Origin of the sequence: Iodidimonas muriae (assembly GCF_014647255.1) — a bacterium.
GTDB classification, from domain to species: domain Bacteria; phylum Pseudomonadota; class Alphaproteobacteria; order Sphingomonadales; family Rhodothalassiaceae; genus Iodidimonas; species Iodidimonas muriae.
This window is the reverse complement of sequence record NZ_BMOV01000003.1, coordinates 52,404-78,275: the sequence shown is the minus strand read 5'-3', so window position 1 is coordinate 78,275 and position 25,872 is coordinate 52,404. Positions and strand designations below refer to the sequence as shown.

At 55.9% G+C, this 25,872-nt stretch carries 23 protein-coding genes; 18 read left to right on the top strand and 5 right to left on the bottom strand.

Translation table 11 applies throughout. The annotated features are described in order from the left end of the window. The first annotated feature begins 146 nt into the window (after positions 1–146). The 12 genes from IEX96_RS05260 to IEX96_RS05205 all read left to right on the top strand — a co-directional run bounded on the left by IEX96_RS05260 (position 147) and on the right by IEX96_RS05205 (position 13,649). Positions 147–1,943: an acyl-CoA dehydrogenase gene (locus tag IEX96_RS05260; protein WP_150005825.1), complete on the top strand. Its 1,797-nt coding sequence runs from the start codon at positions 147–149 to the stop codon at positions 1,941–1,943. A 123-nt stretch (positions 1,944–2,066) separates the two neighbouring features. Further along, positions 2,067–3,269 (top strand): MBL fold metallo-hydrolase, encoded by a 1,203-nt coding sequence (locus tag IEX96_RS05255; RefSeq protein ID WP_188873583.1) that lies wholly within the window; start codon positions 2,067–2,069, stop codon positions 3,267–3,269. Further along, complete coding sequence (locus tag IEX96_RS05250; RefSeq protein ID WP_150005828.1) at positions 3,257–4,078, top strand: SDR family oxidoreductase; 822 nt, start codon at positions 3,257–3,259, stop codon at positions 4,076–4,078. Before IEX96_RS05255 ends, IEX96_RS05250 begins: the two co-directional genes overlap by 13 nt. A 78-nt stretch (positions 4,079–4,156) precedes the next feature. After that, positions 4,157–5,854: a long-chain-fatty-acid--CoA ligase gene (locus IEX96_RS05245; RefSeq protein ID WP_188873582.1), complete on the top strand. Its 1,698-nt coding sequence runs from the start codon at positions 4,157–4,159 to the stop codon at positions 5,852–5,854. Positions 5,855–5,896: 42 nt separating this feature from the next. Next, complete coding sequence (locus IEX96_RS05240) at positions 5,897–6,154, top strand: exodeoxyribonuclease VII small subunit (protein WP_150000414.1); 258 nt, start codon at positions 5,897–5,899, stop codon at positions 6,152–6,154. Beyond that, positions 6,154–7,062 carry a polyprenyl synthetase family protein gene (locus tag IEX96_RS05235; RefSeq protein WP_188873663.1) on the top strand — a complete coding sequence of 303 codons (909 nt, stop codon included), beginning with the start codon at positions 6,154–6,156 and terminating at the stop codon, positions 7,060–7,062. The genes IEX96_RS05240 and IEX96_RS05235 overlap by 1 nt, the downstream gene beginning before the upstream one ends. Positions 7,063–7,185: 123 nt before the next feature. Continuing rightward, positions 7,186–9,114, top strand: a complete 1,929-nt coding sequence (gene dxs, locus IEX96_RS05230; protein WP_150005829.1) for a 1-deoxy-D-xylulose-5-phosphate synthase — start codon at positions 7,186–7,188, stop codon at positions 9,112–9,114. Between the two features lie 12 nt (positions 9,115–9,126). Further along, positions 9,127–9,873 carry a TlyA family RNA methyltransferase gene (locus IEX96_RS05225; protein ID WP_150005830.1) on the top strand — a complete coding sequence of 249 codons (747 nt, stop codon included), beginning with the start codon at positions 9,127–9,129 and terminating at the stop codon, positions 9,871–9,873. Continuing rightward, complete coding sequence (locus IEX96_RS05220) at positions 9,851–11,146, top strand: class I SAM-dependent RNA methyltransferase (protein WP_150005831.1); 1,296 nt, start codon at positions 9,851–9,853, stop codon at positions 11,144–11,146. The genes IEX96_RS05225 and IEX96_RS05220 overlap by 23 nt, the downstream gene beginning before the upstream one ends. 32 nt (positions 11,147–11,178) lie before the next feature. Then, positions 11,179–11,676: an NUDIX domain-containing protein gene (locus IEX96_RS05215; RefSeq protein ID WP_188873581.1), complete on the top strand. Its 498-nt coding sequence runs from the start codon at positions 11,179–11,181 to the stop codon at positions 11,674–11,676. 15 nt (positions 11,677–11,691) lie between these two features. Continuing rightward, the gene (locus IEX96_RS05210; protein WP_150005833.1) at positions 11,692–12,144 is read left to right on the top strand and encodes a protein tyrosine phosphatase family protein; all 453 of its coding nucleotides are present in this window, start codon (positions 11,692–11,694) and stop codon (positions 12,142–12,144) included. Positions 12,145–12,212: 68 nt separating this feature from the next. Next, positions 12,213–13,649: a phospholipase D-like domain-containing protein gene (locus IEX96_RS05205; RefSeq protein WP_150005834.1), complete on the top strand. Its 1,437-nt coding sequence runs from the start codon at positions 12,213–12,215 to the stop codon at positions 13,647–13,649. Here the strand turns inward: IEX96_RS05205 and IEX96_RS05200 are convergent. Continuing rightward, the gene (locus IEX96_RS05200; protein ID WP_229773552.1) at positions 13,646–14,923 is read right to left on the bottom strand and encodes a kynureninase; all 1,278 of its coding nucleotides are present in this window, start codon (positions 14,921–14,923) and stop codon (positions 13,646–13,648) included. The two genes, IEX96_RS05205 and IEX96_RS05200, sit on opposite strands and share 4 nt — an antisense overlap. Before the next feature lie 304 nt (positions 14,924–15,227). Between IEX96_RS05200 and pgi the strand changes: the two genes are divergently transcribed. From pgi to IEX96_RS05175, 5 genes are all read left to right on the top strand, one after another. Further along, positions 15,228–16,895 carry a glucose-6-phosphate isomerase gene (gene pgi / locus IEX96_RS05195; RefSeq protein ID WP_150005835.1) on the top strand — a complete coding sequence of 556 codons (1,668 nt, stop codon included), beginning with the start codon at positions 15,228–15,230 and terminating at the stop codon, positions 16,893–16,895. Positions 16,896–16,976: 81 nt separating this feature from the next. Further along, entirely contained in the window at positions 16,977–18,434 is a 1,458-nt protein-coding gene (locus IEX96_RS05190) for a DNA recombination protein RmuC (protein WP_150005836.1), read from the top strand. A gap of 199 nt (positions 18,435–18,633) precedes the next feature. Then, a complete protein-coding gene (locus tag IEX96_RS05185) occupies positions 18,634–19,230 on the top strand; it encodes a YceI family protein (protein WP_188873580.1) in 597 nt (198 codons plus the stop codon). A gap of 30 nt (positions 19,231–19,260) precedes the next feature. Next, positions 19,261–19,842 carry a cytochrome b gene (locus tag IEX96_RS05180; RefSeq protein WP_150005837.1) on the top strand — a complete coding sequence of 194 codons (582 nt, stop codon included), beginning with the start codon at positions 19,261–19,263 and terminating at the stop codon, positions 19,840–19,842. Then, on the top strand, positions 19,839–20,393 hold the full coding sequence (locus IEX96_RS05175) for a YceI family protein (protein ID WP_150005838.1): 555 nt from the start codon (positions 19,839–19,841) through the stop codon (positions 20,391–20,393). Before IEX96_RS05180 ends, IEX96_RS05175 begins: the two co-directional genes overlap by 4 nt. 104 nt (positions 20,394–20,497) lie before the next feature. Here the strand turns inward: IEX96_RS05175 and IEX96_RS05170 are convergent, their stop codons facing one another. Further along, on the bottom strand, positions 20,498–22,123 hold the full coding sequence (locus IEX96_RS05170) for a SulP family inorganic anion transporter (RefSeq protein ID WP_150005839.1): 1,626 nt from the start codon (positions 22,121–22,123) through the stop codon (positions 20,498–20,500). Positions 22,124–22,159: 36 nt separating this feature from the next. Further along, positions 22,160–22,834 (bottom strand): carbonic anhydrase, encoded by a 675-nt coding sequence (locus tag IEX96_RS05165; protein ID WP_150005840.1) that lies wholly within the window; start codon positions 22,832–22,834, stop codon positions 22,160–22,162. 112 nt (positions 22,835–22,946) lie between these two features. On the opposite strand from IEX96_RS05165, the gene IEX96_RS05160 reads away from it, so the two are divergent. Further along, the gene (locus IEX96_RS05160) at positions 22,947–23,918 is read left to right on the top strand and encodes a hydrogen peroxide-inducible genes activator (protein WP_150005841.1); all 972 of its coding nucleotides are present in this window, start codon (positions 22,947–22,949) and stop codon (positions 23,916–23,918) included. Between the two features lie 16 nt (positions 23,919–23,934). Here the strand turns inward: IEX96_RS05160 and aroC are convergent, their stop codons facing one another. Continuing rightward, positions 23,935–25,008: a chorismate synthase gene (gene aroC, locus IEX96_RS05155; RefSeq protein WP_150005842.1), complete on the bottom strand. Its 1,074-nt coding sequence runs from the start codon at positions 25,006–25,008 to the stop codon at positions 23,935–23,937. A 44-nt stretch (positions 25,009–25,052) separates the two neighbouring features. Further along, positions 25,053–25,865, bottom strand: coding sequence for an enoyl-ACP reductase FabI (gene fabI, locus IEX96_RS05150; RefSeq protein WP_188873579.1), 813 nt, complete (start codon positions 25,863–25,865; stop codon positions 25,053–25,055). Positions 25,866–25,872 lie beyond the last annotated feature (7 nt).

Genomic DNA, 25,872 nt, shown 5'->3' with positions numbered 1-25,872 from the left:
TCAAGGCCAGTCATTTGGCCAGATGTTGGCTTGCTCTTCACAGTCGGACTTGCTTATGCTGTCGCCGATTTAACAGACAGGCAGCCCGTTCTTGTTCCCGTGTCTTAATCCAAACACCGTGGGCTGTCTATTTCATGGAGTTTTCGATGACCAGCTACACCGCACCGGCAAAAGACATTCAGTTCACCTTGGAAACCGTGTGCGATTGGTCCTCGATCAATGCGTTGCCCGCCTTTGAAGAAGCAACCCACGATCTGATGACGGCGGTGATCGAAGAAGCGGCAAAATTGTCGGCCAATGTGATCGCGCCCCTTAATCGTAGCGGTGATCTGGAAGGCTCGAAACTGGTGGACGGCACAGTGAAAACCCCTGCCGGTTTCAAGGAAGCCTATCGCCAATATGTGGATGGCGGCTGGAACGGCTTGTCGTTCAATCCCGAATGGGGCGGGCAGGGCTTGCCCTTTTCCTTGGCTTTGGCGGTTCAGGAAACATGGACTGCGGCCAATATGGCCTTTTCCCTGTGCCCGATGCTTACGCAAGGTGCCATCGAGGCGCTGGACCATCATGGGTCCGAGGATCTGAAGGCGATCTATCTGGAAAAACTGGTGAGCGGCGAATGGACCGGCACCATGAACCTGACCGAACCGCAGGCGGGCTCTGATGTGGGGGCGCTCAAGACCCGCGCCGAACCCAATGGGGATGGAAGCTGGAAAATTTCCGGGCAGAAGATTTTCATCACTTGGGGTGATCACGAAATGACCGAGAATATCGTGCATCTGGTTCTGGCCCGTACCCCCGGTGCCCCATCTGGCTCGAAAGGCATTTCCATGTTCGTGGTGCCGAAATTTCTGGTCAATGAAGATGGTAGTTTGGGGAGACGCAATGATGTGAAATGCGTCAGCCTTGAACATAAATTGGGTATTCATGCCAGCCCCACCTGTGTGTTGCAGTTTGGCGATGAAGGCGGCGCCATCGGCTGGATGGTGGGCGATGAAAATCGCGGCATGCGCAATATGTTCACCATGATGAATCACGCCCGTGTCAATGTGGGCTTGCAAGGGGTGGCCATTGCCGAGAGAGCCTATCAACAGGCGCTTTCCTATGCCCGCGAACGGGTGCAATCGGCGGATCTGATGCAGCCATCCAAGGGCGGTGTTCCGATCATTCGCCATGCGGATGTGCGGCGCATGTTGATGACCATGAAAGCCTCCACCGAAGCGGCGCGCGCTCTTGCCTATTATAATGCGGCGGCGGTGGATCGCGCCCATGGCTGTGAAAATGATGAAGGCCGGGCCGCAGCGCAGGGCTTGGCCGACTTGCTCACCCCCGTCACCAAAGCCTATGCCACCGATCTGGGGGTAGAGGTGACGTCTTTGGCCATTCAGGTCTATGGCGGCATGGGATATATCGAAGAAACCGGCGTTGCCCAGCATTTCCGCGATGCCCGCATCGCTCCCATTTATGAAGGCACCAATGGTATTCAGGCGATGGATCTGGTGGGCCGCAAGCTGTCTATGGCCGGTGGTGCCCATTGGCGCAATTTGTTCCAGAATATTCGTGATTTTGTTGCCGATTTGCCCGGCTCGGGCGATTTGGGAGCGATCGCACCTTATCTGGAAGATGGCATTGAAGCCTTGCAAAATGCCGCTGTGTGGCTTTCGGGCAATGATGCGTCCGAAGCGCGCGATACCGCCGGTGGGGCGGCTCCGTTCCTGCGCATGTTCGGCACAGTGACAGGGGCGTGGCTGTTGGCTGTGGAAGCGGTGGCGGCCAGCAAACGGCTAGAGAACGGCGCAGAAGATGCAGCCTTCTTGACTGCGAAAATCAAAACGGCACGGTTCTTTGCGGAACAGATTTTGCCGCCTGCAACGGCACTTCTTGGCCCCATCACCCGCGGGTCAGAGATGCTATATGCGTTGGATGAAGAGGATTTCTCTGCGTGACACAGACGCCAACAACGCCTCTTGGCACCTGACATTTTTTGGCGCTCATGCCTTATGATCCTGCCGGATATGTGAGTGCGCCCCCCTTGCCATGTTGTTGTGCAACACGTAGCGTCTCCAGCCATGAGTGATCCTGAAATTTTGACAGATAATGACGCGGTTTCAGAACGGCCGCCTGATCCCGATCACCGGCTTGGCGTTCTTGATGACGGTGACGGATTGCGCTACCCCATGGAGGCGGTCCCGGAGCCCGGCACCATGCTGGAAGTGGCGGACGGCCTTTATTGGGTGCGCATGCCGTTGCCTTGGTCATTGGATCATATCAATCTTTATCTGATCGATGATGGCGCGGCGGATCAAGGGGGCTGGGCGCTGGTGGACAGTGGCGTGCGCTCCGATGAAGCGATGGATCACTGGCGCACGATTTTTGCCGAATGTCTGGGGGGGCGCCCCATCAGCCATATGATCGTGACCCACCATCATCCTGACCATCTGGGGCTGGCCGGATGGATTGCCGACGAATTTTCCGCGCCCATCCATGCCACCCGCAGCGCTTATTTTCTGGCCCGCAGCCTTTTGCTCGATGTGCGTGAAGAAGCCCCACGGGAAGCATTGGATTTTTCACGCCGGGCGGGCTTTACGCCCGAAATGGTGGAAAAAGTGCGTGTCGGTGGTTGGGGCAATTTTTCGCGTATTGTGTGGCCATTGCCGGTTGGCTATCGCAGCATGGCGGGTGGCGATGTGATCCGGCTTGGCGGCACCGATTGGCACATCATTGAAACGGCGGGTCATGCGCCGGGCCATGCCTGTCTCTATTCACCAGAACGGAGCATTTTGCTGTCCGGCGATCAGGTTTTGCCGCGCATCAGTTCCAATGTATCGGTTTACCCTACCGAGCCTTATGGCAATCCTTTGGAGGAATGGTTGGTGGGATTGGCGCGATTGCGGGCCTTGCCGGAGGACATATTGGTGCTGCCCTCGCATAATGAACCGTTTTACGGGCTGGTGGTGCGGCTTGATGCCTTGATTGGCAAGCATGTGTCGCGGCTTAATGGCGTTGTGGATTTATGCGCTACGCCCCGTTCGGCGGTAGAGGTGTTCCCGGCCCTGTTCCGGCGGCGGGTGCGCGGGATGGAATTTGCCATGGCCACCGGCGAAGCCATTGCCCATTTGCATTTCCTTGAAGCGCTGGGCGTGGTTGCACGTCGGGAGCGCGATGGTGTTACACGTTTCGAGAGAATCGCTGATTATGATGAAGCCGGGCTGCGGGCACGGCTTGATGCAATAACCGAAGAAGAAAGGGAGCGGGCACCATGGAAAGCCTGAAAGGAAAAACTCTGTTTATCACGGGCGCCAGTCGCGGCATCGGGCTTGCCATAGCCAAGCGCGCCGCAAAAGACGGGGCCAATGTGGTGATTGCGGCAAAATCCAAAGAACCGCACCCCAAACTTGAAGGAACCATTTTCACAGCCGCCGCAGAAATCGAAGCCGCAGGCGGGCAGGCCCTGCCGGTGGTTGTGGATGTGCGCGACGAAGACGCCATTGCAGCAGCCGTGGACGCCGCAGTGGAGCGCTTTGGCGGGATTGATATTTTGGTGAACAATGCCAGCGCCATTCAACTGACGCCCACCTTGCAAACCGATATGAAACGCTATGATCTGATGCATCAGGTCAATACGCGCGGCACGTTTTTATGTTCGAAATTGTGCTTGCCGCATCTGTTGAAAGCGGACAATCCCCATGTGCTGAATCTGTCGCCGCCGCTTAATATGGAAGAGCGCTGGTTTGCGCCGCATGTGGCCTATACCATGGCAAAATTCGGCATGAGCATGTGTGTTCTGGGGATGGCGGGTGAATTCCGCTCCAAGGGTGTGGCGTTCAATGCCTTGTGGCCGCGCACCGCCATTGCCACGGCTGCGGTGGCCAATCTGCTTGGGGGCGATAAAATGGTGCAGGCTTCTCGCAAGCCCGAAATCATGGCCGATGCCGCCCATTGGGTGCTGACACAGCCCTCGCGGGAAGTGACGGGCAATTTCTTCATTGATGATGAGGTTCTGGCCAAGATGGGTATAACGGATCTTGATCATTATGCCGTAGACCCCACACAGAAACTGGTGCCCGATTTCTTTATTTGACTGTGATCTGGCTTTCGTGGAGATCTTTGTTTTGCTTGGTTCCCGGTCAGGAAGTGCCCGGATTTTTCGGAGTAAGTGATGGCGGACAAGCCTTGGTTGAAAAACTATCCGCAGCAGCTCGATTGGGCGCGTGAATTCAAGGCACGCCCGCTGTTTGAATTGCTGGAGGATTCGGCAAAACGCTGGCCGGATAACGCCCATATGGCCTTCATGGGGCGCGAGGTCGGCTATCGGGAAAGTGCCGATCTGGTGCGCCGCGCCGCCAAAGGGTTTCAGGCGCTGGGCGTGAAGAAAGGCGTGCGCGTGGGGCTGTTCTTGCCCAATTGCCCGCAATTCATCATCGCCTATTACGGTATTTTGCGTGCTGGCGGGACGGTGGTGAATTTTTCACCGCTTTATTCCGTGCCAGAGCTTTTGGCGCAGGTGGAAGACAGCGAAACCGATATCATGGTGACGCTGGATCTGGCGGCGCTTTACCCCCAGATTGCCGAAGTTTTCGACCAAAGCCGTTTGAAAAAGCTGGTGGTGGCCGGATTCGGCGACATGTTGCCTTTCTGGAAAGGGCTGGCCTTCAAGCTTTTGAAGAAAGATTTGCGCGCCGATATCCCCAAGGATGACGATCATGTTTCGTTTGAATGGTTGGTGGGGCAGGGCAGTGATCCCGCGCCGGTAGAGATCGATCCTTATAATGATGTGGCGGTTTTGCAATATACCGGCGGGACCACCGGCGTGCCGAAAGGCGCGATGCTGACCCATGCCAATCTGTCCATAAATTGCGCGCAAACGCTTTATTGGGACCCTTCTTTGAATCAGGGCGAAGGTGTGATGCTAGGGGCTTTGCCCTTGTTCCACGTATTTGCCATGACATTGGTAATGAACGCATCCACCTTGAACGGGGCAAAAATCGTTTTGATGCCGAAGTTCGAGTTGGAAGACGCCTTGCGCCTGGCGGCGGAGCATAAAGTCACCATGATGCCCGGTGTGCCCACCATGTTCACCGCCATTCTCAATCATGACGATCTGGCGAAATACGACCTTTCGGCGCTTCGGAGCTGTTTTTCCGGCGGGGCGCCTTTGCCTGCCGAAGTGAAAAAACGGTTCGAGGCCGCCATTCCCGGTGTGGTTGTCAATGAAGGCTATGGGCTGACGGAAAGCTCCCCCACGGTGAGCGCCAATCCGATCATAGGGAAACAAAAAGCAGGCTCTATCGGTTTGCCTGTTCCGGGCACCGAGATCGTTATCCTTGATCGGGATGATCCTGAAAAAGTGCTGGGCCTTGGTGACGTGGGCGAGATTTGCGTGCGCGGCCCACAGGTGATGAAAGGTTATTGGAACAAGCCCGAAGCCACGGCGGAAGTGATGCAGGGCGATTTGCTCCGCACCGGCGATATTGGCTATATGGATGAAGAAGGCTATACTTTCATCATCGATCGCTCAAAGGATCTGATTTTGGTGGGGGGCTTTAATGTTTTCCCCCGCAATGTGGAAGAAGCCATCTACAAGCATCCATCTGTGGCGGAAACCACTGTGATCGGCGTGCCTGATGCCTATCGTGGGGAAGCGCCCAAGGCTTTTGTCGTTCTGAAAAAGGATCATGAGCTTTCGGCGGAAAAACTGAAAACCTTCCTGCGTGAGCATTTGGGGAAGCATGAATTGCCCCGTGAAATCGAGTTTCGGGATGCATTGCCCAAAACGATGGTGGGGAAATTGTCCAAGAAAGAGCTTGTCGCCGAAGAGCGGGCAAAGTACGAGGCTGAAATGCGCGCTGGCGAATAAGACTGGTGCTTGATTTCAATTCGATGACCCGGGCAGTGGATAATGGCGGAAAATAACGATCAAATTCCTGATGATATCAAGGCTTTGACCTTTGAAGATGCTTTGAAGGCGTTAGAAGACATTGTCGGCCAGCTGGAATCCGGCGCGGTCAGTCTTGAAGACTCCATCAATATTTATACCCGTGGAACCTGGCTGAAGCGGCATTGCGAAGCGAAATTGAAGCGTGCGGAAGCGCGGATTGAAAAAATAACGTTAGATGTGTCCGGCGATGCTGGGCTGGAGGCTTTCGACGTAAAATGATGCTGAAAAAAGTAGATGATTTCTCGGCGCTGGAAACAGCGCTGACCGATATTTCCGGTGAGTTGGAAGAAACTTTCGATGCCTTGTTGCCGGTGCCCGATGGTGGCGACGCCAAGGTGGTGGAGGCCATGCGCTATGCCCTGTTCGCAGGTGGCAAGCGCTTGCGGCCTTTTCTTGTGCGGGCCACGGCAGATCTGTTCGGGGTCAGCCGCACCTCCAGCTTGCGGGCCGGGGCGGCCTTGGAATGTATCCACACCTATTCTTTGGTGCATGATGATCTGCCTGCCATGGATGATGACGATCTGCGGCGCGGCAAGCCCACGGTGCATAAAGCCTTTGATGAGGCCACAGCCATTCTGGCTGGCGATGCTCTTTTGACCTTTGCCTTTGAAATTCTGGCGGATGAAAGCACCCATACAGATCCGCGCGTGCGTGCGACGCTGGTGTCACTGATCGCGCGGGCCTCTGGCCATCATGGCATGGTCGGCGGCCAGATGCTGGATCTGGATGCGGAAGACAAAACCCTTGGCGAGAAAGAAATCATCCGCCTCCAGCAGATGAAAACCGGGGCTTTGATCGTGTCTTCGGTGGAGGCCGGTGCGGTTCTTGGAAAAGCCTCTCCCCATGCGCGACATGCCTTGGTGGCCTATGCCCGCGCTGTGGGGCTGGCCTTCCAAATCGCCGATGATCTTCTGGATCATACGGCCTCGGAAGCCGAAATGGGCAAAGCCACCGGCAAGGATGCCGATGCGGGCAAAGAAACGCTGTTGTCCCTTTGGGGGGAAGACCGTGCCCGCGAACAGGCCCGGATTCTCACGGAACAGGCGCTTGGCTATCTGGAAGAATTTGGAGATAAAGCGGAACTTTTGCGTGATGTGGCGCAGTTTGCTATTCATCGCCGACGGTAAGTTCTTTAGTCTCTCGTTGTAAAATTTGCGATATGCCATCGCTTTAACATTTTCTTGTTTCAGGACTATGCCTGAACAATGGGGCGCCGTAATCGCGCCGAATAAGCTAACAGGTGAAGTGAAGTGTCCAAAAAGCCCGAAACGCCGCTGCTCGATCAGGTCACCTTTCCTGCAGATATGCGGGATATGAAGCCGACACAATTGAAACAACTGGCGGATGAATTGCGCGCCGAAATGATTTCTGCCGTGTCGTCAACGGGTGGCCATTTTGGCTCTGGACTGGGCGTGGTAGAATTAACCGTGGCCATCCATTATGTGTTCAACACGCCCGATGACAAGCTGATCTGGGATGTGGGGCACCAGTGCTACCCTCATAAAATCCTGACCGGTCGGCGCGATCGTATCCGTACCTTGCGGCAGGGCGGGGGGCTTTCAGGCTTCACCAAGCGCACGGAAAGTGAATATGATCCTTTCGGCGCGGCCCATAGCTCCACCTCTATTTCGGCAGCCGTTGGTATGGCGATGGCCAGTAAATTCGCCGGCAAGCCCGATAAAGCCATTGCCGTGATCGGCGATGGCGCCATGAGCGCAGGCATGGCCTATGAAGCCATGAACAATGCGGCACAGGCGGGCAATCAGCTTGTGGTGATCTTGAACGACAATGATATGTCCATCGCCCCGCCGGTGGGGGCCATGAGCGCCTATCTCAGCCGTGTTCTGTCATCGCGGGAATATTTGTCGATTCGCGATATCGGCCGCTCTCTTATGAAGCGCCTGCCCAAGCAGCTTGTGACCACCGCCCGTCGGGCCGAAGAATATGCTCGCGGTCTGGCCACTGGCGGCACGCTGTTTGAAGAATTGGGCTTTTATTATATCGGCCCCATCGACGGGCATAATTTCGACCATCTTTTGCCGGTTCTGGAAAATGTGCGCGATGCAAAAGAAGGCCCGATCCTTGTCCATGTGGTAACGGAAAAAGGCCGTGGCCATCCCTTTGGCAAGGCGGCAGCCGATAAATACCATGCGGTACCGAAATTTGATGTGGTGACGGGCGAATTGAAAAAGTCCACGCCCAAAGCCCCGCAATATACGAAAGTATTTGCCAATTCCTTGGTTCAGGAAGCGGAAAAAGATGACAAGATCGTCGCCATTTCCGCGGCCATGCCATCAGGCACCGGGCTGGATGTTTTCGGCAAGCGCTTTCCTGATCGCACCTTTGATGTGGGCATTGCCGAACAGCATGGGGTGACCTTTGCCGCTGGCATGGCCACGCAGGGCATGAAGCCATTTGCGGCCATTTATTCCACATTCTTGCAACGCGCCTATGATCAGGTGGTGCATGATGTGGCCATTCAGAAATTGCCTGTGCGCTTTGCCATCGATCGTGCCGGACTTGTTGGCTCTGATGGGCAAACCCATGCCGGCTCGTTCGACATTACCTATTTGGCCAGCTTGCCCAATATGATCGTGATGGCCGCGGGCGATGAAGCGGAATTGATGCATATGGTGGCCACAGCGGTGGCCGTGGATGATTATCCCACGGCATTCCGCTATCCGCGCGGTGAAGGCCTGGGCGTGGAGCTGCCCGCCATTGGCTCGCCTTTGGAAATTGGCCGGGGCCGTATTTTGCGCGAAGGCTCGAAAGTGGCGATCCTGTCTTTGGGTGGTCGCCTTGGCGAAGCGTTGAAGGCTGCCGATATTCTGGATAGCCGTGGCCTTTCCACCACTGTGGCCGATGCGCGTTTTGCCAAGCCACTGGATCAGGCAATGATCCGCGATCTGGCAGCCAATCATGAGGTGGTGATCACCATCGAAGAAGGCGCCATTGGCGGCTTTGGGTCGCATGTTTTGGAATTCATGTCCGGTGAAGGGCTCTTGGATAGCGCCAGCTTCAAGCTGCGCACCATGAAATTGCCGGATATTTTCCAGGAACAGGATTCCCCTGAAAAACAATATGAACAAGCGCATCTGACAGCCCCTTATATCGTTGAGACGGCTTTGCGTGCCCTTGGTCATAATGATTTTGAAGCCAGCCGCGGCGCTCTTGCCTGACGGAGAGCATTCATGAAGGCCAAAGGGCTGCGCGCTGATCTGGCCCTTGTGGAACGTGGTTTGGTGGAAAGCCGTGCCAAGGCGCAGGCGTTGCTTTTGGCAGGAAAGGTGTTTTCTGGCGAAACCCGCATCAACAAGGCTGGTCAGCCCATCAAGGCGGACCAACCTTTGGAGGTGCGGGGTCAGGACCATCCCTGGGTATCGCGCGGGGGGCAAAAACTGGCCCACGCCATTGAGCGGTTCGATATCGATGTGACGGGCAAAACCGCCATCGATGTGGGGGCGTCCACCGGCGGCTTCACGGATGTGTTGCTGCAAAAAGGGGCCGCACATGTCTATGCGGTGGATGTGGGCCATGGCCAATTGGCGTGGAAACTGCGCAATGATCCCCGTGTCTGTGTGCTGGAACGTACCAATGCCCGCCATCTAAGTGCCGAGCACATCCCCGAACCGGTGGATATGGTGGTGTGCGATGCCAGCTTTATCGGCCTTGAAACCGTTTTGCCCGCCAGTCTTGCGCTGGTGCGGCCCGGTGCATGGCTGGTGGCCTTGATCAAACCGCAATTCGAGGTGGGAAAAGGCCGTGTGGGTGCAAAGGGTGTGGTGCGCGATCCAGCCCTGCACACTGAGGTTTGCGAGCGCATTGAAGCGTGGCTTTCCCAATGTGCCGGTTGGCAGGTTTTGGGGATCAGCGAAAGTCCGATCACCGGCCCCGAAGGAAATAAGGAATTTTTGATTGCCGCGCAGTACCACGCCTAAGAAAAAAGGTGCGCCAAAGCGCCTTGAGATTAGCCGCATTGGTGCCCAGGGCGATGGAATATCGCACGGGGCGGATGGGGATATCTATGTGCCTTTCACCGCAACGGGTGATGTGGTGGATGTGTGGCTGGAACCGGGGCCACGGGGCACCATGCGGGCCAGTCTGGAAGCCATTGTCACCCCCGGTGTGGATCGGGCGGAGCCGTCATGCCGTCATTTTGGCTCGTGCGGCGGATGCAGTTTACAACATCTGACGACGGATGCTTATGCCGGATTTGTACGGGACCGCGTGAAAACGGCATTGTCACAGCACGGTTTGGGGGATGTGCCCATCGAGGCCCCGCATATCAGCCCGCCGGGCAGCAGACGGCGTTTGGCTTTGAAGGCCCTGCGCACCAGCCGGGGGGTGCTGTTGGGCTTTAACCAACGCCAATCCCATCATTTGGTGGATGTGAAAGAATGTCCCATTGCCCGTCCGGCACTGGTGGCTTTGCTGAAGCCCTTGCGGGCTGTGCTTGGCGATCTTTTGACGTTGCGTGCGGGGCTGGACATAACGCTTACGGATAGTGACAGCGGCATTGATTTGTTGATCTCCGGGCGCGTGTCATTGGATTTGGCAAGGCGCGAAGCGCTGGCAACATTCGCCGAATCTTATGATCTGGCCAGCGTGCATGTGTTGGACGATGGGTTTCTCGACCCTGTTTCGGTGCGTCGCGCCCCCAAAATGCGCTTTGGCGAGGTGGATGCGCCTTTGCCGCCCGGCGGTTTTGTGCAGGCCACCAAAGAAGGCGAGACGGCCTTGCTTGAAGCGATTTTGGAATGGACGGCGGGGGCGACGCATTGTGCCGACCTGTTTGCGGGCATCGGAACCTTCAGCCTGCCGCTGGCCCGACACAGCACCGTCCATGCGGTGGAAGGGGCGCGTGCGGCGGTGGAGGCCCTGCGCAAGGCGGTTCATGGCACGCAGAGCTTGAAACAGGTAACGCTGGATCACCGCGATCTGTTCCGCAGGCCACTTGTCGTGCATGAGCTTAATCGTTTCGGTGCCGTAATTATTGATCCACCACGCGCCGGTGCCGCCGCGCAGATGACAGAACTGGCGCGCAGTGCAGTGCCAGCTGTGATTGCGGTCTCGTGCAATCCCAACACCTTTGCCCGCGATGCCCGGCTTTTGGTGGATGGCGGCTATGACCTTGTTTGCGTTCGTCCTGTTGATCAATTCCTTTGGTCGCCTCATGTGGAATTGGTGGCCCATTTTTTGAAAACGGCCTAGCGTAGGGCGGCGCGGGAATGGAGAAAACGCACATGACACAGGCACCGTTCGACGACCTGTCCGAGGCGCGGATAAACGGCTTGTTGGAACAGGCGCAAGGCTTGCCGGTTTCCGTGAAGGCGGTGCTGTTATGTGATGAAAAAGCGCTGGTCTTGCGCCAGCCCAATGGCATTTGGGAATTGCCCGGTGGGCGGCTGGACCCGGGAGAGGAGCCGCTTGATTGCCTGACCCGTGAAATAAGGGAAGAAACCGGGCTGGAAAGCCGCGTGGCGGGATTTTTGCACTCTTGGGAACGGCTCAAGGCGGATGGCACCCGCCGCTTTGTGCTGATTTTTCTGTCTTATGCCGATTGTCCGCCCGAAATGGAGCATGTGACCTTGTCTTCAGAGCATGTCGATGCCTGTTTTGTGGCCTGTGATGCGATGCCTCCGGCCCCGATTTTCGATGATTATATGGTGGCCATGCGCATGGCAGGAAACGTTTTGGAAAAACGCTCGGCAACGCTTCTTCCCCAAGATCTGGCCCCTTAAAAGGATGGCAAGCATATGACACAGCTTAAACCCGTTTCCGATCGCCTTTATGTGGCCGGACAAATCGCGCCGGAGGATTTTGCCGTGGCCGCGGAAAAGGGTGTGCATATGGTGATCTGCAATCGGCCCGATGGGGAAAACCCCGACCAGCCCACGGCCCAGCAGATGGCACACTGGGCGAAGGAGCATGGCCTTTCTTTTGTGCATATTCCGGTCGCGGGCGGTCAGATTACCCCCGATGCCATTGCACGAATGGAGCAGGCTTTAAAGGAGGGCTGGCGCGACAACGGGCGGGTATTAGCCTATTGCTTGTCGGGGATGCGCTCTACGGCTTTATGGGCCGCGGCCATGGTGGCGTCAAAGCGTCAGGGCGTGGCGGATGTCATGTCGGCGGCGCAGATGGCGGGCTATGATCTTACGCCCCTTGCGCCGATGTTGCACATGCTGGAAGCGCAAAGGCCGTCCTAGTGCTGTGAAATTTATGGGCATGTCATTTGACCGTTGCCCCTAAGCCAGCTTGTGGGCAGTGTTCTTTCATGGAACCCATCAGTTCGTTTTTGCTCGGTTTGGCGTTGTTTGCGGCTTCGGTGCTGGCAAGCATGCATATCTTGCTGACAAAGCGTGATGTGCGTGCCGCTATTGGTTGGGTGGCGATCATCTGGCTGCTGCCCGGTGCCGGAGCGGTGGGCTATCTGATTCTGGGGGTGAATCGGGTACAGCGTCGGGCCGAACGGCAATTACGGGAAAAGCTGGGGGCGTTGAGACATGCCAAAGGCCAGCCGGAACATCATGGTCTGCTGGCCCTTGATCCCACAGCTGCCCCGCGCTTTCTGGCCCATTCCCGGCTGGGCCATGGCCTTACGGGATTGCCCTTATGCGGCGGCAATCATTTAAAGATGCTGATCAATGGCGATGAAGCCTATCCCGCCATGCTGGAGGCCATCAATACGGCCCAACGGTCGGTGGCCTTTTGCACCTATATCTATGACTGGGACAGTGTGGGGCAGGCGTTTGCGCGGGCCTTGAAAGCCGCTTTGGATCGCGGCGTTAAGGTCTGTGTGCTGGTGGATGCTATGGGCAGCCCGCTGATTGCAGGCCGCTTGCGGAAAATGGGGATCGATGCGCGGGCCTTCAACCGCCCCAGCCTTTCGCACCTGACATTTATCAATCTGCGGACGCACCGGAAATTATTGCTGGTCGATGGAAGCACAGGCTTCACCGGCGGCATGAATATCCGCGATATCCATCGGGCTTCCGGCGAGCGGGGCTTGCAGTCGCAAGATGTGATGTTTCGGGTGGACGGTCCGGTTTTGAGCCAGCTTTTCACGGTGTTTGACGAAGATTGGCGGTTTGCCGGGGGCGCGCCGCTTCACGGACCTTCATGGGACATCCAAAAACATTTTGATGATGGTGATACGGATGGCCCGGCGGTGGCCCGCACTGTTCCTGATGGCCCGGAGGAGGAATTTTCCAATGCCGGATGGATCATCGAAAGTGCCTTGTCCATCGCCCGACGCAGGGTGCGGGTCAGCACCCCTTATTTTCTGCCGGATATCCATCTTCTAAGCGCCTTGTCACAAGCGGCTCTTCGCGGGGTGGAGGTGGATATTCTGGTGCCGGAACGCAATAATTACCGGGTGATGGGATGGGCGTCCGAAGCGTTGTTTGAAGGCTTGCTGAAGCGTGGGGTTCGTCTGCATCTGACACCGCCGCCTTTGGACCATATGAAAATGATGGTGGTGGATGATTATTGGGCGATGATCGGCTCTACAAATTGGGACGCGCGCAGTTTTCGCCTGAATTTTGAGCTGAATCTGGAGATTTTCGACGCCGCCACGGCCCGCAGTTTGGATGGATTTCTGGAAGAGCGTCAGAAAAAAGCCCGCACGATCACATGGTCCGAAGTGCGCAAACGGCCCTTGCCCATCCATTTGCGCAATCGTGCCGCATGGCTGATGAGCCCCTATCTTTAAGGAGCCGGATGTGGAGGGGATGGCTGGGGCTGGTCATCGCTTAAGCCATCTTCGCTTTTTCCAATTTCCAGAGCCAAAGCATGGGCCGCATCCCACACATCCACATAGCGGCAATAAAGCGCAGAAAAACCAAAGCGCATCACATCGGGCGGGCGAAAATCCCCTACCACGCCGCGGCTTGCCAATTGTGCCATGATGGTTTTTGCTTGGCGGTGTGACAGGGCCACATGGCAGCCATGCGGGCTATCCGTGGCGGGGGACAAGGGGCAGATGCCGGGCAGATCTTTGGTGAGCGCCAGAAACAGGGCGCACAAAGCCTGCCCCTTTGCATAAAGGGGGGAAAGATCCACATCCGCAAACACCTCAAGCGCCCGATCAAGTGCGGTAAGGCCCAGAACAGGCGGGGTGCCACAGGCAAAGCGGTCAATGCCCTCGGCGGGCTGATAGCGGGGGCCAAAATCGAATGGTGCTTGATGGCCCATCCAGCCCGATAAAGGATTGACGAGTGTGTTGCAAAGATCGGGCGCAACATAAAGATAAGCGGGGGCGCCGGGGCCACCATTGAGAAATTTATAACCGCAGCCCACAGCCATATCGGCTTGCGCCCCGGCCAGATCCACTGCCACGGCCCCTGCCGAATGGGATAAATCCCACAGGCTGAGCGCACCCACCTTGTGGGCGGCGTGCGTGAGCGCAGCCATATCCCATTGTTCGGCGGTGCGGTAATCCACATGGGACAGGCTTAAAAGCGCCACGTCTGTTGTCAGATGTTCCATGATGGCCGCACGGGGAACGGTGCGTAATTCCACCGCTTTGCCCATCAGGGTGCTCAGGCCTTCAAACATATAAAGATCGGTGGGAAAATTGCCCGCGTCGCTCAGGATCACAGAACGGTCCGGACGGGCCAGCAAGGCCGCCGCCGCCAGCTTGTAAAGATTAAGGGAGGTGCTGTCGCAGGCGATCACATAATCGGGGTCCGCGCCGATCAAGGGGGCAATGCGTGCCCCGGTTTGGCGCGGTAAGTCCATCCATCCTTGCCACCAGCCTGCGATCAGTTTGTCGCCCCATTCATGGCGGGTGATTTCCCCCAGCCGGGCAGCCACACCGCGCGGCAAAGCCCCCAGTGAATTGCCGTCCAGATAGATCAGCCCGCCCGGCAGGTCGAAGCGACGCCGCATCAGTGCCAAGGGGTCGTCGCGGTCATGCTGTTCAGCACGGGCGCGTGACAGGGGGTGGGGGCTGTTCGCGGGCTCGCCCGGCATAGTCTCGGTCACGGCCTGCCTCGCTCCCTTTGTTTGCTGCATCGGCCTTATGGGGCAAGGCCTGCCATGATGTGCGATGATGTTCCTGCCACAAGTTTAAGGGCATATGGCCGATCGTGCCAGCATGGCAAAGCAAAAAATTCCTACTATAATTCAGGCTCGCAGCGCCGGGCCGCCAAAACACTGGCCGGGATGAAACGCTGGCCAATAAGGTAAAAACAAAGCCCTATCCTTGAATTCTTCATTGGCTCGGCTTGCAGCCTGTTATACCCAAAGCAATCAATGCCTCCTTTCATGACCATCTGAAGGAAAACCCATGTCTGATCTCACATCATCCGCCGCATGGCAGGCCTTGGATGCCCATCACAAGGCCATGGTCCGGGCTGGCCAAACCATCAAGGATCTGTTCAAAGCCGAGCCAGAGCGGGCCGATCAAATGTGGATCGAAACCCATGGCCTGCGGTTGGACTATTCCAAAAACCGGGTGAGCGCCGAAACCATGCGTTTGCTGCTGGGATTGGCCAAGGCGCGGCGTTTGGAGGAATGGCGCGCCCGCATGGCGGAAGGCGAAGCGGTGAATAACACCGAGCATCGTGCCGTTTTGCATATGGCGCTGCGCAACCGGAGCGGGGCCGGCATCACCGTGGATGGGGTGAATGTGATGACCGAGGTCAATGCCGTTCTTGCCCAGATGAAGACATTTGTGGCTTCGGTGCATGATGGTACATGGCGCGGTTTTGGTGGCGAACAGATTACGGATGTGGTGAATATCGGTATTGGAGGTTCGCATTTGGGGCCGCAAGCGGCGATGGACTCGCTGAGAAGCCATGCCCATGCGGGGATTTCCGTTCATTATGTATCCAATGTGGATGCCCATGATATCGACGGCGTTCTGACCACTCTGAATCCGGAAACAACTTTGTTCATTGTGGCGTCGAAAACCTTCACCACCCAGGAAACCATGACCAATGCCCAAACGGCGCGGCGCTGGGTTCTGGATCATTTCGGCGATGAAAAGGCGGTGGCCCGGCATTTTGTGGCGCTGTCCACCAATGTGGATGCGGTGACGGATTTCGGCATCGACACCAGCAATATGTTCCGCTTTTGGGATTGGGTGGGCGGTCGTTATTCCTTGTGGTCGGCCATTGGGTTGTCTTTGGCTTTGGGCATTGGTTGGGCGAATTTCGAACGTGTTTTAGACGGTGGCCATGCCATGGATCAGCATTTCCTGAACAGCCCGCTGGATCGGAATATGCCGGTGATTCTGGGCTTGTTGGGGGTATGGAACAGCAATTTCCTGGGGGCCGCCAGCCATGCGGTTTTGCCTTATGATCAACGGCTTGACCGTTTTGTGGACCATCTTCAGCAGCTTGATATGGAAAGCAATGGCAAGCGGGTGAACCGCGAAGGGGCCGTGGTGAATTATCAAACCGGGCCGGTGATCTGGGGGCGTCCGGGAACCAATGGACAACATGCGTTTTATCAGTTGATCCATCAAGGCACCCGTCTTGTGCCCGCCGATTTTATCGCCATCTTGCACCCCGATCACCACCATCTGGAGCATCATAAAATTCTGTTGGCCAATTTATGCGCCCAAACCGAAGCCTTGATGGTGGGCAAAAGCGAAGAACAGGTGCGTGCTCAAATGCTGGCCAGCGGCATGGCGGCAGAAGAAGCGGCGCGGCTTGCCCCCCATCGCACATTCCCCGGCAATATCCCCACCAATACGCTTTTGCTTGATCGGCTCGACCCGTTCCATTTTGGTCAGCTCTTGGCGCTTTACGAACATAAAGTGTTCACCCAAGGGATCATCTGGGGGGTGAATTCCTTCGACCAATGGGGGGTGGAGCTTGGCAAGGAACTGGCGCAGTCCATCTTGTCGGATCTGGAAGCGGTGGGGGAAATTACCCGCCATGATGCCTCTACCAATCGCTTGGCCACCCTTGTCAAAACAACCCTGATGGAAGAACAGGGCACAAATTGAGGATTTTTCCTCTTATGGCCTTTGCAATCGCAGGGCGACCGCTTTAAAATGTTCCCTCTATGTTCTTGAAAAGGAAACGCAATGCCGGAAAACGGGATGGTCATTTTGATTGCGGGGGTGCTTGGTGCGGCGATCATGGCGCTGTTTATGGGCTTTGCGCTTTTGCGGGAAAAAAAGCGCGGCCAACAAAGCGATAGGCTTTTGAAAGAGGCTGAGGCGCGTTTGCATGAGGCGCAGATGCAGCAGCAGCAGGCCGAAGACAAGGCGCAGCATTGGGGCGAGGCGGTTGACAAGCTGGAACGTGATGTGCGCGAGGCCCGTGAGAAATTGCAAGAGGCCAGCAGCCAATTGGCGGCCCGTGAAGCCCTTATGCTCGAACGCGAACAAGCGGTGAAGCAAGAACGCGAAACCCTGACCAGCATGCGCGGCGAGATTGAGGAAAAGTTCAAGGGATTGGCCCATGAAACATTCAAAGCCAGCCAGAAATCCTTCCTTGAACTGGCGGAAGAAACCTTCAAGCGCCACAAATCCTCGGCAGAGGGGGACCTGCGCGAACGCCAGCAAGCCATCCAGAATCTTTTGAAACCCATGCAGGACAGCTTGAAGCGCTATGAGGACAATCTTGGGCATATCGAAAAAGCTCGCCATGAAGCCTATGGCCATTTGACCAGTGAACTGAAGAATGTGTTGCAGGCTCAGGATGGCGTGCGCAGTGAAACCGCAAAACTGGTGATGGCCTTGCGCGCCCAGCCTAAAACCCGGGGCCGTTGGGGTGAGCACCAATTGCAAACAGTGATGGAACTGGCGGGCATGAGCGAGCATGTGGATTTCCACACGCAAGCCAGCTTTTCCGATGAAAATGACAAGCTGTTGATGCCCGATGCGGTGTTGAGATTGCCGGGCAGACGCACCATCGTTGTGGATGCCAAAACCTCGTTGTCCGCTTATTTCAATGCCATCGAGGCAGTGGAAGAAACGGTGCGGGATGGGTTTTTGGTCAAACATGCACAGGAAATTCGCACCCATATGAAGCAATTGGGGGCCAAAGCCTATTGGAATGCCTTGAAAGACACGCCGGATTTTGTCGCCATGTTCATTCCCGGTGAAAATTTCTATGCGGCGGCCATCGAACGGGACCCTGATCTGTTCGAGGATGCCATCAATAACCGGGTTCTGATCGTGACGCCCACCACCTTGATCGCTTTGGCAAAAGCGGTGGCTTATGGCTGGCGTCAGGAAGCCATGGCGGAAAATGCCCGCCAAGTGGCGGATTTGGGCCGAGAGCTTTATGGCCGACTTTCCACCATGGGCAATCATGTGGTGGCCACGGGCCGTAATCTTGATAGGGCCGTGAAATCCTATAATTCCATGGTGGGTAGCCTTGAACGGTCGGTGATGCCGCAAGCCCGGAAGTTCGAGGATTTGAAAGTGGATGATCGCGCCAAGGACTTGGAAGAGCTATCCCCCATCGCATCGGATGTGCGGGAATTATCGTCGCCGGATATCATATCTTCCGTGGATGCCTTGCCGCCTGAATGACGCGGCTCCAAGGACTGTTTCTGTTTGGGAGACAATAAATTTCAATCTTAAGACTACCGGCGTTGATGGAATTGGTTAGTCTATAGGAACCACAGAAGAGAGGCTTTTGCCGTAAGCCTTTTTTCGAAACAGATTTGTGATGACGGTGATTAATTTGGACGTGCGATTAACCTGCACGTGAAACAAAACGGGGTTTGACATGACACGAGTGAAGACATTTTTTCTGAGCGCCGCCGCGAGCCTTACTCTGAGCCTTGCTTTGGCACCGGCGCTTGAAGCCGCACCGGAAGCCTTTGTGTTCGATAAGGCGCATACCCATATCGGCCTCACATGGAACCATGTGGGCTTCTCCGAAACCCGCGCCCGCTTTGGCGATTTTGCCGGTGAACTGGTGCTGGATGAAGAAAATCCAGAAGCCTCGACGCTGAATGTCACCATTCCCATCAACAGCCTTGATACCGGTATTGAAAAGCTGGATGGGCATCTTTTGAGCGCCGATTTCTTCGATGCCGCCACCTATCCGGAAGCCACCTTCACCAGCACCAAGATCGACCGCACCGGGGACAGTACCGCCAAGGTTTATGGTGATCTGACGATCCACGGTGTGACAAAACCGGTGGTGCTGGATGTGACGCTGAACAAGCTGGATACCCATCCCATGAGCGGGAAAAAAGCTGCGGGTTTCAATGCCAAAACCACCATCAACCGCAGTGAATTCGGGATCGGCCAATATGTTCCGATGGTAAGCGATGCCGTCGAGATCTTTATCTCAACGGAAACATCCGTCGCAAAATAAGGCGACAGTCGACGAGACAAGGGGGCGATAATGCAGATATCGAACAGCCAGACCCGTTGGGGATTGGTGAGCATCGGCTTTCACTGGATTGTCGCCCTTCTGGTTCTCGCCATGTGGGGTCTGGGCTATAGCATGAGCCATCTGGTTTCAGACCTGCAGACAAAGTTCACGCTGTTCCAGCTTCATAAATCCATTGGGTTTACAGTATTTTGGCTGGCCTTGTTGCGGCTTGTCTGGCGGGTGGTGAACCCCGGCCCGGCGCTGCCCGGCGGTCTTACGCCCGTGGAACGGGGCTTGGCACATCTTACCCATTGGGGGCTTTACGGCCTCTTGCTGCTGATGCCCCTTGCCGGATGGATAAGCACCGATACGTCGGAGCTTGGTATTCCCACGAAAATCTTCAAACTGTTCACTTTACCGACGATTTTTGGCCCTAATGAAGCGTTACATGAATTCTCGGAAGCGATGCATGAAGTGATGGCCTGGGCCTTGGTTGCTTTGTTGGTTTTGCATATAGGGGCGGCTTTGAAGCATCATTTCATTTTGAAAGACGATATTCTGCGCCGCATGCTGCCCTTCGGCACAAAGCAGAGCTATGGAGAACAAAAATGACGCGCCTGCTTATCGGTCTTTTCTTTGCTTTGGTGATCCCAATGGGCGCGCAGGCCAATATATGGCAGGTGATCCCCAAGGAAAGCCAGATCCTGTGGACCGCCAAATGGAATACCTCGCCGGTGCATGGCGGGTTCAGCGATTTCGATGCCACGATTTCCTTTGATATGGATCATCCGGAATTGGCGGATCTATCGGTGGCGGTGGATATTGGCAGCATCTATATGGATGGACAGGATGCGCGGACGACCCTTATGGGGGACAACTGGTTCTTTGCGGAGAGTTTCCCCAAAGCACAGTTTTCGTCCCAAGATGTGCGGCATTTGGGAAATGGGCGCTATGAAGCCCATGGCACACTGGAAATCCGGGGGGTCAGCCAAGACCTTATCCTGCCCTTCAAATTGACCATTGAAGATGATATCGCGCGGGTTGAAGGCGGTGTTACGCTGGACCGCACGATTTTTGGCCTTGGCAAAAAAGGCGATGTGGCGAAAGCCGTTGCCAATGGCGTCAATGTTTCGGTGTTGGTAACAGCGAAAAGAGCCCCTTGATCCCAAGTGCAAGAGGGCACTTTTTTACGAGAAAAATATAAAGCCGACGCGGGGAAAATCCCATGTCGGCTTTATGCGTTTATTGGCTTTTATGAAAAGGCGGTTCAGGCTGGCTCCATTGCGCCTTTCGGACCGGACAGTGCACTCAAGGCTTCGGTCAACGCGTCCATGCGTTGGCCTTTTTGTTGTTCGGGTGGGACCATATCAAGGACACCAAGACCCTTTAAAACCGCATGGACATCATCATGCAGGCCGGTGAGATAAATACGTTTGCCGCTATTTTTCCCATCTTGAATGATGGTTTCCACCGCATTGGCCGCAGACATATCCAGAAACGGCACCCGTGAGAAATCCAGAATTAGCGACGAGACCTTTCCGCTGGTACGCTCCCGCGCCCGGTGGCCCATGTCCGCAGCCGCCCCGAAACTCAAAGGACCGCCAAAATCAAAAATGGCGATGCGCCCATCGGCATGTTTGAGCAACTCGGCCTCATTGGTGCTCAGATCGCGACCGGGAATGGTGTCTATATTTGCAAGTTGCGTTTTGGCCAATTGATGGATGAAAGCAAGGGCGGCCAATACCATGCCAATGGCAACAGCGGTGATCAGATCAACAAACACCGTCAATCCCAGCACCAAAATCATCAAGATCAGATCCCAGCGTGGCCCGCGATGGGCTCGCTTGAGATAGGACCAATCAATAATATCATAGCCAACCTTCACCAAAATTCCCGCAAGGACCGCATGGGGAATCATGGACGCAAGCGGGCTAAGTCCAAGCACCACCGCCAGTAGGATCAGCGAATGTAAGGCTCCCGACAGCCGACTATTGCCGCCGGACCGGATATTGATGACGGTGCGCATGGTGGCTCCGGCACCGGGGATAGCGCCAAACAAACCGGCCAGGCTGTTGCCGATGCCTTGTCCCACCAGTTCGCGATTGGCTGAATGCCGGCTTCGGGTCATATTGTCGGCGACAAGGGATGTCAGAAGACTGTCAATGGAGCCGAGCGCCGCCAAAATCAGCGCCGTTTCAATGACCAGGAAAGCCGTATCCGCGGTCAACATAGGCATCTGCATTTCAGGCAATCCACTGGGAATTTCGCCCAATATGGGAACGCCGGTAAACAACATCGATAGTGGCGTGGCAATGAACAGCGCTGCCAGTGGACCGGGAACATAACGATTGAACCGGGCTGGCCAGAAAAATACCACGGCCAAAGTGATGATACCAATGGCCAGCGCCGAAAAATTGGGGTCGACAACAGCCGATGGGATGGAGGCCAAAGCCATAAGCGGGCCGCTTGGCGGTTCATGGCCCATCAAGCGGCCGAATTGCAAAATAATGATGATGCAGCCAATGCCACTCATGAACCCGGAAATCACCGGATAAGGGACGAGGCGGATATAGTCGCCAAGGCGCAAAAGGCCGAACAAAATCATGAAAAGACCAGCCAGTATCACCGAGGTGAAGACCAGCTCCGGTTGATCGGTATAGGCCGCGAAAACCCCGGCGAAAACCACCACCATTGGTCCTGTAGGACCAGAAATTTGCGTCGCCGTGCCGCCAAACACGGCAGCGAAAAAGCCGACGATAATGGCGCCGTAAAGACCTGCAATGGGGCCGGCGCCGGATGCCACGCCAAAGGCCAAAGCCAAAGGCAGGGCGACAATGGCGGCGGTGGTGCCCCCGAAAATGTCGCCGCGCAGATTGTTAAACTTAAAGGTCATGTGCGGACTGTCCTGAAATCTGAATGTGCCAAATGATCAATCGGCGTGATCGTGTATCGGGCAGTTTCCCTTGGGAAATTCCGCATTGCCTTTGGCGCGGGTAATCTCGCGGAAGTATCCGCTTTCGGAGTCATAGGCTTTGATTGTGCCGCTTTTTATGTCGTAAACCCAAGCGTGCAGTTCCAAAAGCCCGGCCGCCAGACGAGATGCCACAAAGGGGTGGGTGCGTACATGCACCAGTTGCAACAGGACGTTTTCTTCGATCAGGGCATTCAAGCGCTCTTCTTCCGAGGCGTTTTTGTCCCGTTCATTGACAATTTTCACAGCAGCTTCCGAAAAGCCGAGCCAAGAACGCACATGGGGGAAATCCGCCAGACTGTCTCTATCCATCGCACCTTTCATGGCCCCACAATCGGTGTGGCCGCAGACCACAATATGCTCGATATTCAGGGCGCCGATGGCATATTCAATGGTGGCCGTAACGCCGCCTGCATCGGGCACATGGGGTGGGATGATATTGCCTGCATTGCGACAGATAAACAGATCCCCGGGTTCGGTTTGGGTGATCATCATGGGATCAACGCGGCTATCGGCGCAGGTGATGAACAGGGCTTCGGGCGATTGCCCGCCAGCCAGTTTGTGAAACAGTTCCTCATTCTTCGGGTAGACCGATTTTTGGAATTTAGAGATGCCAGAAAAAATTTTGTCCATCGGCGATTCCTTGTAACAGCCTACAAATATGTATTTAGGAACATTCCCTAGCTGCACAATGAGCATTCCATGTGATAATGGAATATAACATTTTACGACAAGGTGATCGAGATTGACTATCACGTGGCATGGCCGCACGCGAGAACCGTCCCTTCGGCAGATTCGCTATTTCCTTGAAGTTGCAAAAGCGGGCAGCTATCGCCGGGCTGCTGCCCGTATCGGTGTTTCCCAACCAACACTGACCGCACAGATTGCCGCTTTGGAAGAGATTTTGGGCTGTGTGTTGCTGGAAAGAATGAAAACGGGGGCGGTTCCCACGCCTTTGGGGCGTGATTTGATCGGCCTCGGCCAAACCCTTGTCCATGAAATGGACCTGTTCACGCAAAAAGCCCGGTCGGGCAGCTTGGGCGTGGTCGGTACGCATCGTTTGGGGGTTCCGCCAACCCTTGGACCTTATCTTTTGCCCGAAGTGATCGGAGCGGTGCATGAAGCCTATCCCGATTTGCAGCTTTATGTGCGCGAAGACGGGCCGCGCGATCTGGAGGCGCAATTGCTGGAAGGTCATCATGACCTGATCCTGACCCAGTTTCCTTTGACGGCATCGGATATCACCACGGATATTTTGTTCGATGAACCGCTGATTCTGACGGCATCCCGCGATCATCCCTTGTCTTTGCTGGACCAAGTAACGCCCGAACATTTGCATGGCCAAAAACTACTGGCTTTGGAAGACCGTTATCGCTTTTTCGATCAAGTGCAGGAATTGGCACATCGTTATCATGCCCGCTTGCTGCGGGAATATGAAGGCACAAGCCTTGACACTTTGCGCCATATGGTGGGGATGAATATGGGATTGGGCTTTTTGCCAGCGCTTTATGTGCGGTCAGAAATCATACCGCGAAAAGATGTGCAGATCTTGCCTTTGAGCGAGGTGCCAGCTTACCGCACCATTGCGCTTGCCTGGCGACCCGGTGCGCCTTATCGCGTGTTGTATCGTGCGCTTGCGTCCCTGATCCGAAGCATCTGCCGCGAAAAGCTGCACGCCGATGTGCGCCCTTATGAGCCGTCGCCACCGTCCACATGAACGGAAGTTCCTGCTTTTAGCCGCATTGGGCGCGGTGCAACATCATATGATCGGCCAAAACCAATGCCAGCATGGCCTCAGCCACCGGCACGCCGCGTATGCCAACGCAAGGATCATGGCGACCTTTTGTGACCACATCCACATTTTCGCCGCTGCTTGTGATGCTTTGCCGAGGGATCAGAATTGAACTGGTGGGCTTGATGGCGATCCGGCACATAACAGGCTGGCCAGATGAAATTCCGCCTAAAATACCGCCGGCATGATTGGACAGAAAATGGGGCTGGCCGTTTTTCCCGATGCGGATCTGATCGGCATTTTGTGCGCCTGTCAGCCGGGCCGCTTCAAATCCCTCGCCAATTTCCACGCCCTTGGCGGCATTGATCGACATCATGGCCGCGGCCAGATCCGCATCCAGCTTGCCATAAATGGGTGCCCCCCAGCCCGCAGGAACGCCGCGTGCCCCGACCTCGATCACCGCTCCCAGCGAATCGCCGGACTTGCGGGTTTCGTCCAGCAGCCGGGCCCAACGCTTTGCGGCTTCGGGATCGGGGGAGAAGAACGGATTGTCCCCCACACGGGACCAATCACACAGATCGCGGTCAATGGTATCCCCGCCCATTTCCACCAGACCGCCATAGATTTCTATGCTGTCGCCCAGAATTTTGCGGGCGATGGCTCCGGCGGCGACCCGCATGGCGGTTTCCCGCGCCGATGAGCGCCCGCCCCCACGGGGATCGCGGTGGCCATATTTGGCATCATAGGTGAAATCCGCATGGCCGGGCCGATAGCGTTTGGCGATATCCGAATAGTCTTTCGAACGCTGATCGGTGTTTTCAATCAGCAGGGAAATGGGCGTTCCGGTGGTTTTCCCTTCATACACTCCGGAAAGAATACGCACCTGATCGGCTTCACGGCGCTGGGTGGTAAAGCGCGATTGGCCGGGGCGCCTTTGGTCCAGAAAGGGCTGGATGTCGCCTTCTGAAAGCGTGATGCCCGGTGGTACCCCATCCAATACCGCGCCGATGGCGGGGCCATGGGATTCCCCCCAGCTTGTGAAGCGCAAGACATGGCCAAAACTGTTCAACGACATGTTGGCTTCCTCAGACTAGGGGGCAAAGGGACAATCAAGGGAAATTAACTCAGGGCGATATCAGGCGCATCGGCCTGTTTCATGCCAATGATATTATATCCCGCATCCACATGGTGGATTTCACCGGTAACGCCAGAGGCCAGATCGGACAGCAGATAAAGCCCGGCACCGCCCACATCGTCGATGGTGATATTGCGCCGCAAGGGAGCGTTCAATTCATTCCATTTGAGGATATAGCGGAAATCGCCAATGCCAGACGCCGCCAGGGTTTTGACAGGCCCTGCGGAAATGCCATTGACCCGAATGCCGCGCGGCCCAAGATCATTGGCCAGATATTTGACACTGGTTTCCAAAGCAGCTTTGGCCAAACCCATCACATTATAATGGGGCATCACTTTTTCCGCGCCATAATAGGACAGGGTCAGCATCGACCCGCCTTCGCTCATCAGTTTTTCCGCGCGATTGGCAACAGCGGTAAAGGAATAACAACTGACATCCATGGTGTGGAGGAAGTTTTCCCGGCTGGTATCCACATAGCGGCCGCGCAGTTCGTTCTTATCGGAAAAGCCGATGGCATGGACAAGGAAATCAAGCTTGCCCCATTCTTTTTCGATGATGGCAAATGCCGCGTCGATAGAGGCCATATCCGACACATCACAAGGAGCCAGAAGATTGGACTCAAGGCTTTGGGCCAAAGGGCGCACCCGCCGTTCCAAAGCCTCGCCCTGATAGGTGAAGGCAAGCTCGGCCCCTTGTGCGCGGGCTGCTTTTGCGATGCCCCATGCCAAAGACCTGTCATTGGCAACGCCCATGATGAGCCCGCGCTTGCCTGAAAGAAGACCTGTCTGTGCGGTCATGTTGTTT

Coding starts and splice junctions, on each gene's coding strand:
- IEX96_RS05260 (WP_150005825.1), top strand. CDS start 147: ATGACCAGCTACACCGCACCGGCAAAAGACATTCAGTTCACCTTGGAA.
- IEX96_RS05255 (WP_188873583.1), top strand. CDS start 2,067: ATGAGTGATCCTGAAATTTTGACAGATAATGACGCGGTTTCAGAACGG.
- IEX96_RS05250 (WP_150005828.1), top strand. CDS start 3,257: ATGGAAAGCCTGAAAGGAAAAACTCTGTTTATCACGGGCGCCAGTCGC.
- IEX96_RS05245 (WP_188873582.1), top strand. CDS start 4,157: ATGGCGGACAAGCCTTGGTTGAAAAACTATCCGCAGCAGCTCGATTGG.
- IEX96_RS05240 (WP_150000414.1), top strand. CDS start 5,897: ATGGCGGAAAATAACGATCAAATTCCTGATGATATCAAGGCTTTGACC.
- IEX96_RS05235 (WP_188873663.1), top strand. CDS start 6,154: ATGCTGAAAAAAGTAGATGATTTCTCGGCGCTGGAAACAGCGCTGACC.
- IEX96_RS05225 (WP_150005830.1), top strand. CDS start 9,127: ATGAAGGCCAAAGGGCTGCGCGCTGATCTGGCCCTTGTGGAACGTGGT.
- IEX96_RS05215 (WP_188873581.1), top strand. CDS start 11,179: ATGACACAGGCACCGTTCGACGACCTGTCCGAGGCGCGGATAAACGGC.
- IEX96_RS05210 (WP_150005833.1), top strand. CDS start 11,692: ATGACACAGCTTAAACCCGTTTCCGATCGCCTTTATGTGGCCGGACAA.
- IEX96_RS05205 (WP_150005834.1), top strand. CDS start 12,213: ATGGAACCCATCAGTTCGTTTTTGCTCGGTTTGGCGTTGTTTGCGGCT.
- pgi (WP_150005835.1), top strand. CDS start 15,228: ATGTCTGATCTCACATCATCCGCCGCATGGCAGGCCTTGGATGCCCAT.
- IEX96_RS05190 (WP_150005836.1), top strand. CDS start 16,977: ATGCCGGAAAACGGGATGGTCATTTTGATTGCGGGGGTGCTTGGTGCG.
- IEX96_RS05185 (WP_188873580.1), top strand. CDS start 18,634: ATGACACGAGTGAAGACATTTTTTCTGAGCGCCGCCGCGAGCCTTACT.
- IEX96_RS05180 (WP_150005837.1), top strand. CDS start 19,261: ATGCAGATATCGAACAGCCAGACCCGTTGGGGATTGGTGAGCATCGGC.
- IEX96_RS05175 (WP_150005838.1), top strand. CDS start 19,839: ATGACGCGCCTGCTTATCGGTCTTTTCTTTGCTTTGGTGATCCCAATG.
- IEX96_RS05170 (WP_150005839.1), bottom strand. CDS start 22,123: ATGACCTTTAAGTTTAACAATCTGCGCGGCGACATTTTCGGGGGCACC.
- IEX96_RS05165 (WP_150005840.1), bottom strand. CDS start 22,834: ATGGACAAAATTTTTTCTGGCATCTCTAAATTCCAAAAATCGGTCTAC.
- aroC (WP_150005842.1), bottom strand. CDS start 25,008: ATGTCGTTGAACAGTTTTGGCCATGTCTTGCGCTTCACAAGCTGGGGG.
- fabI (WP_188873579.1), bottom strand. CDS start 25,865: ATGACCGCACAGACAGGTCTTCTTTCAGGCAAGCGCGGGCTCATCATG.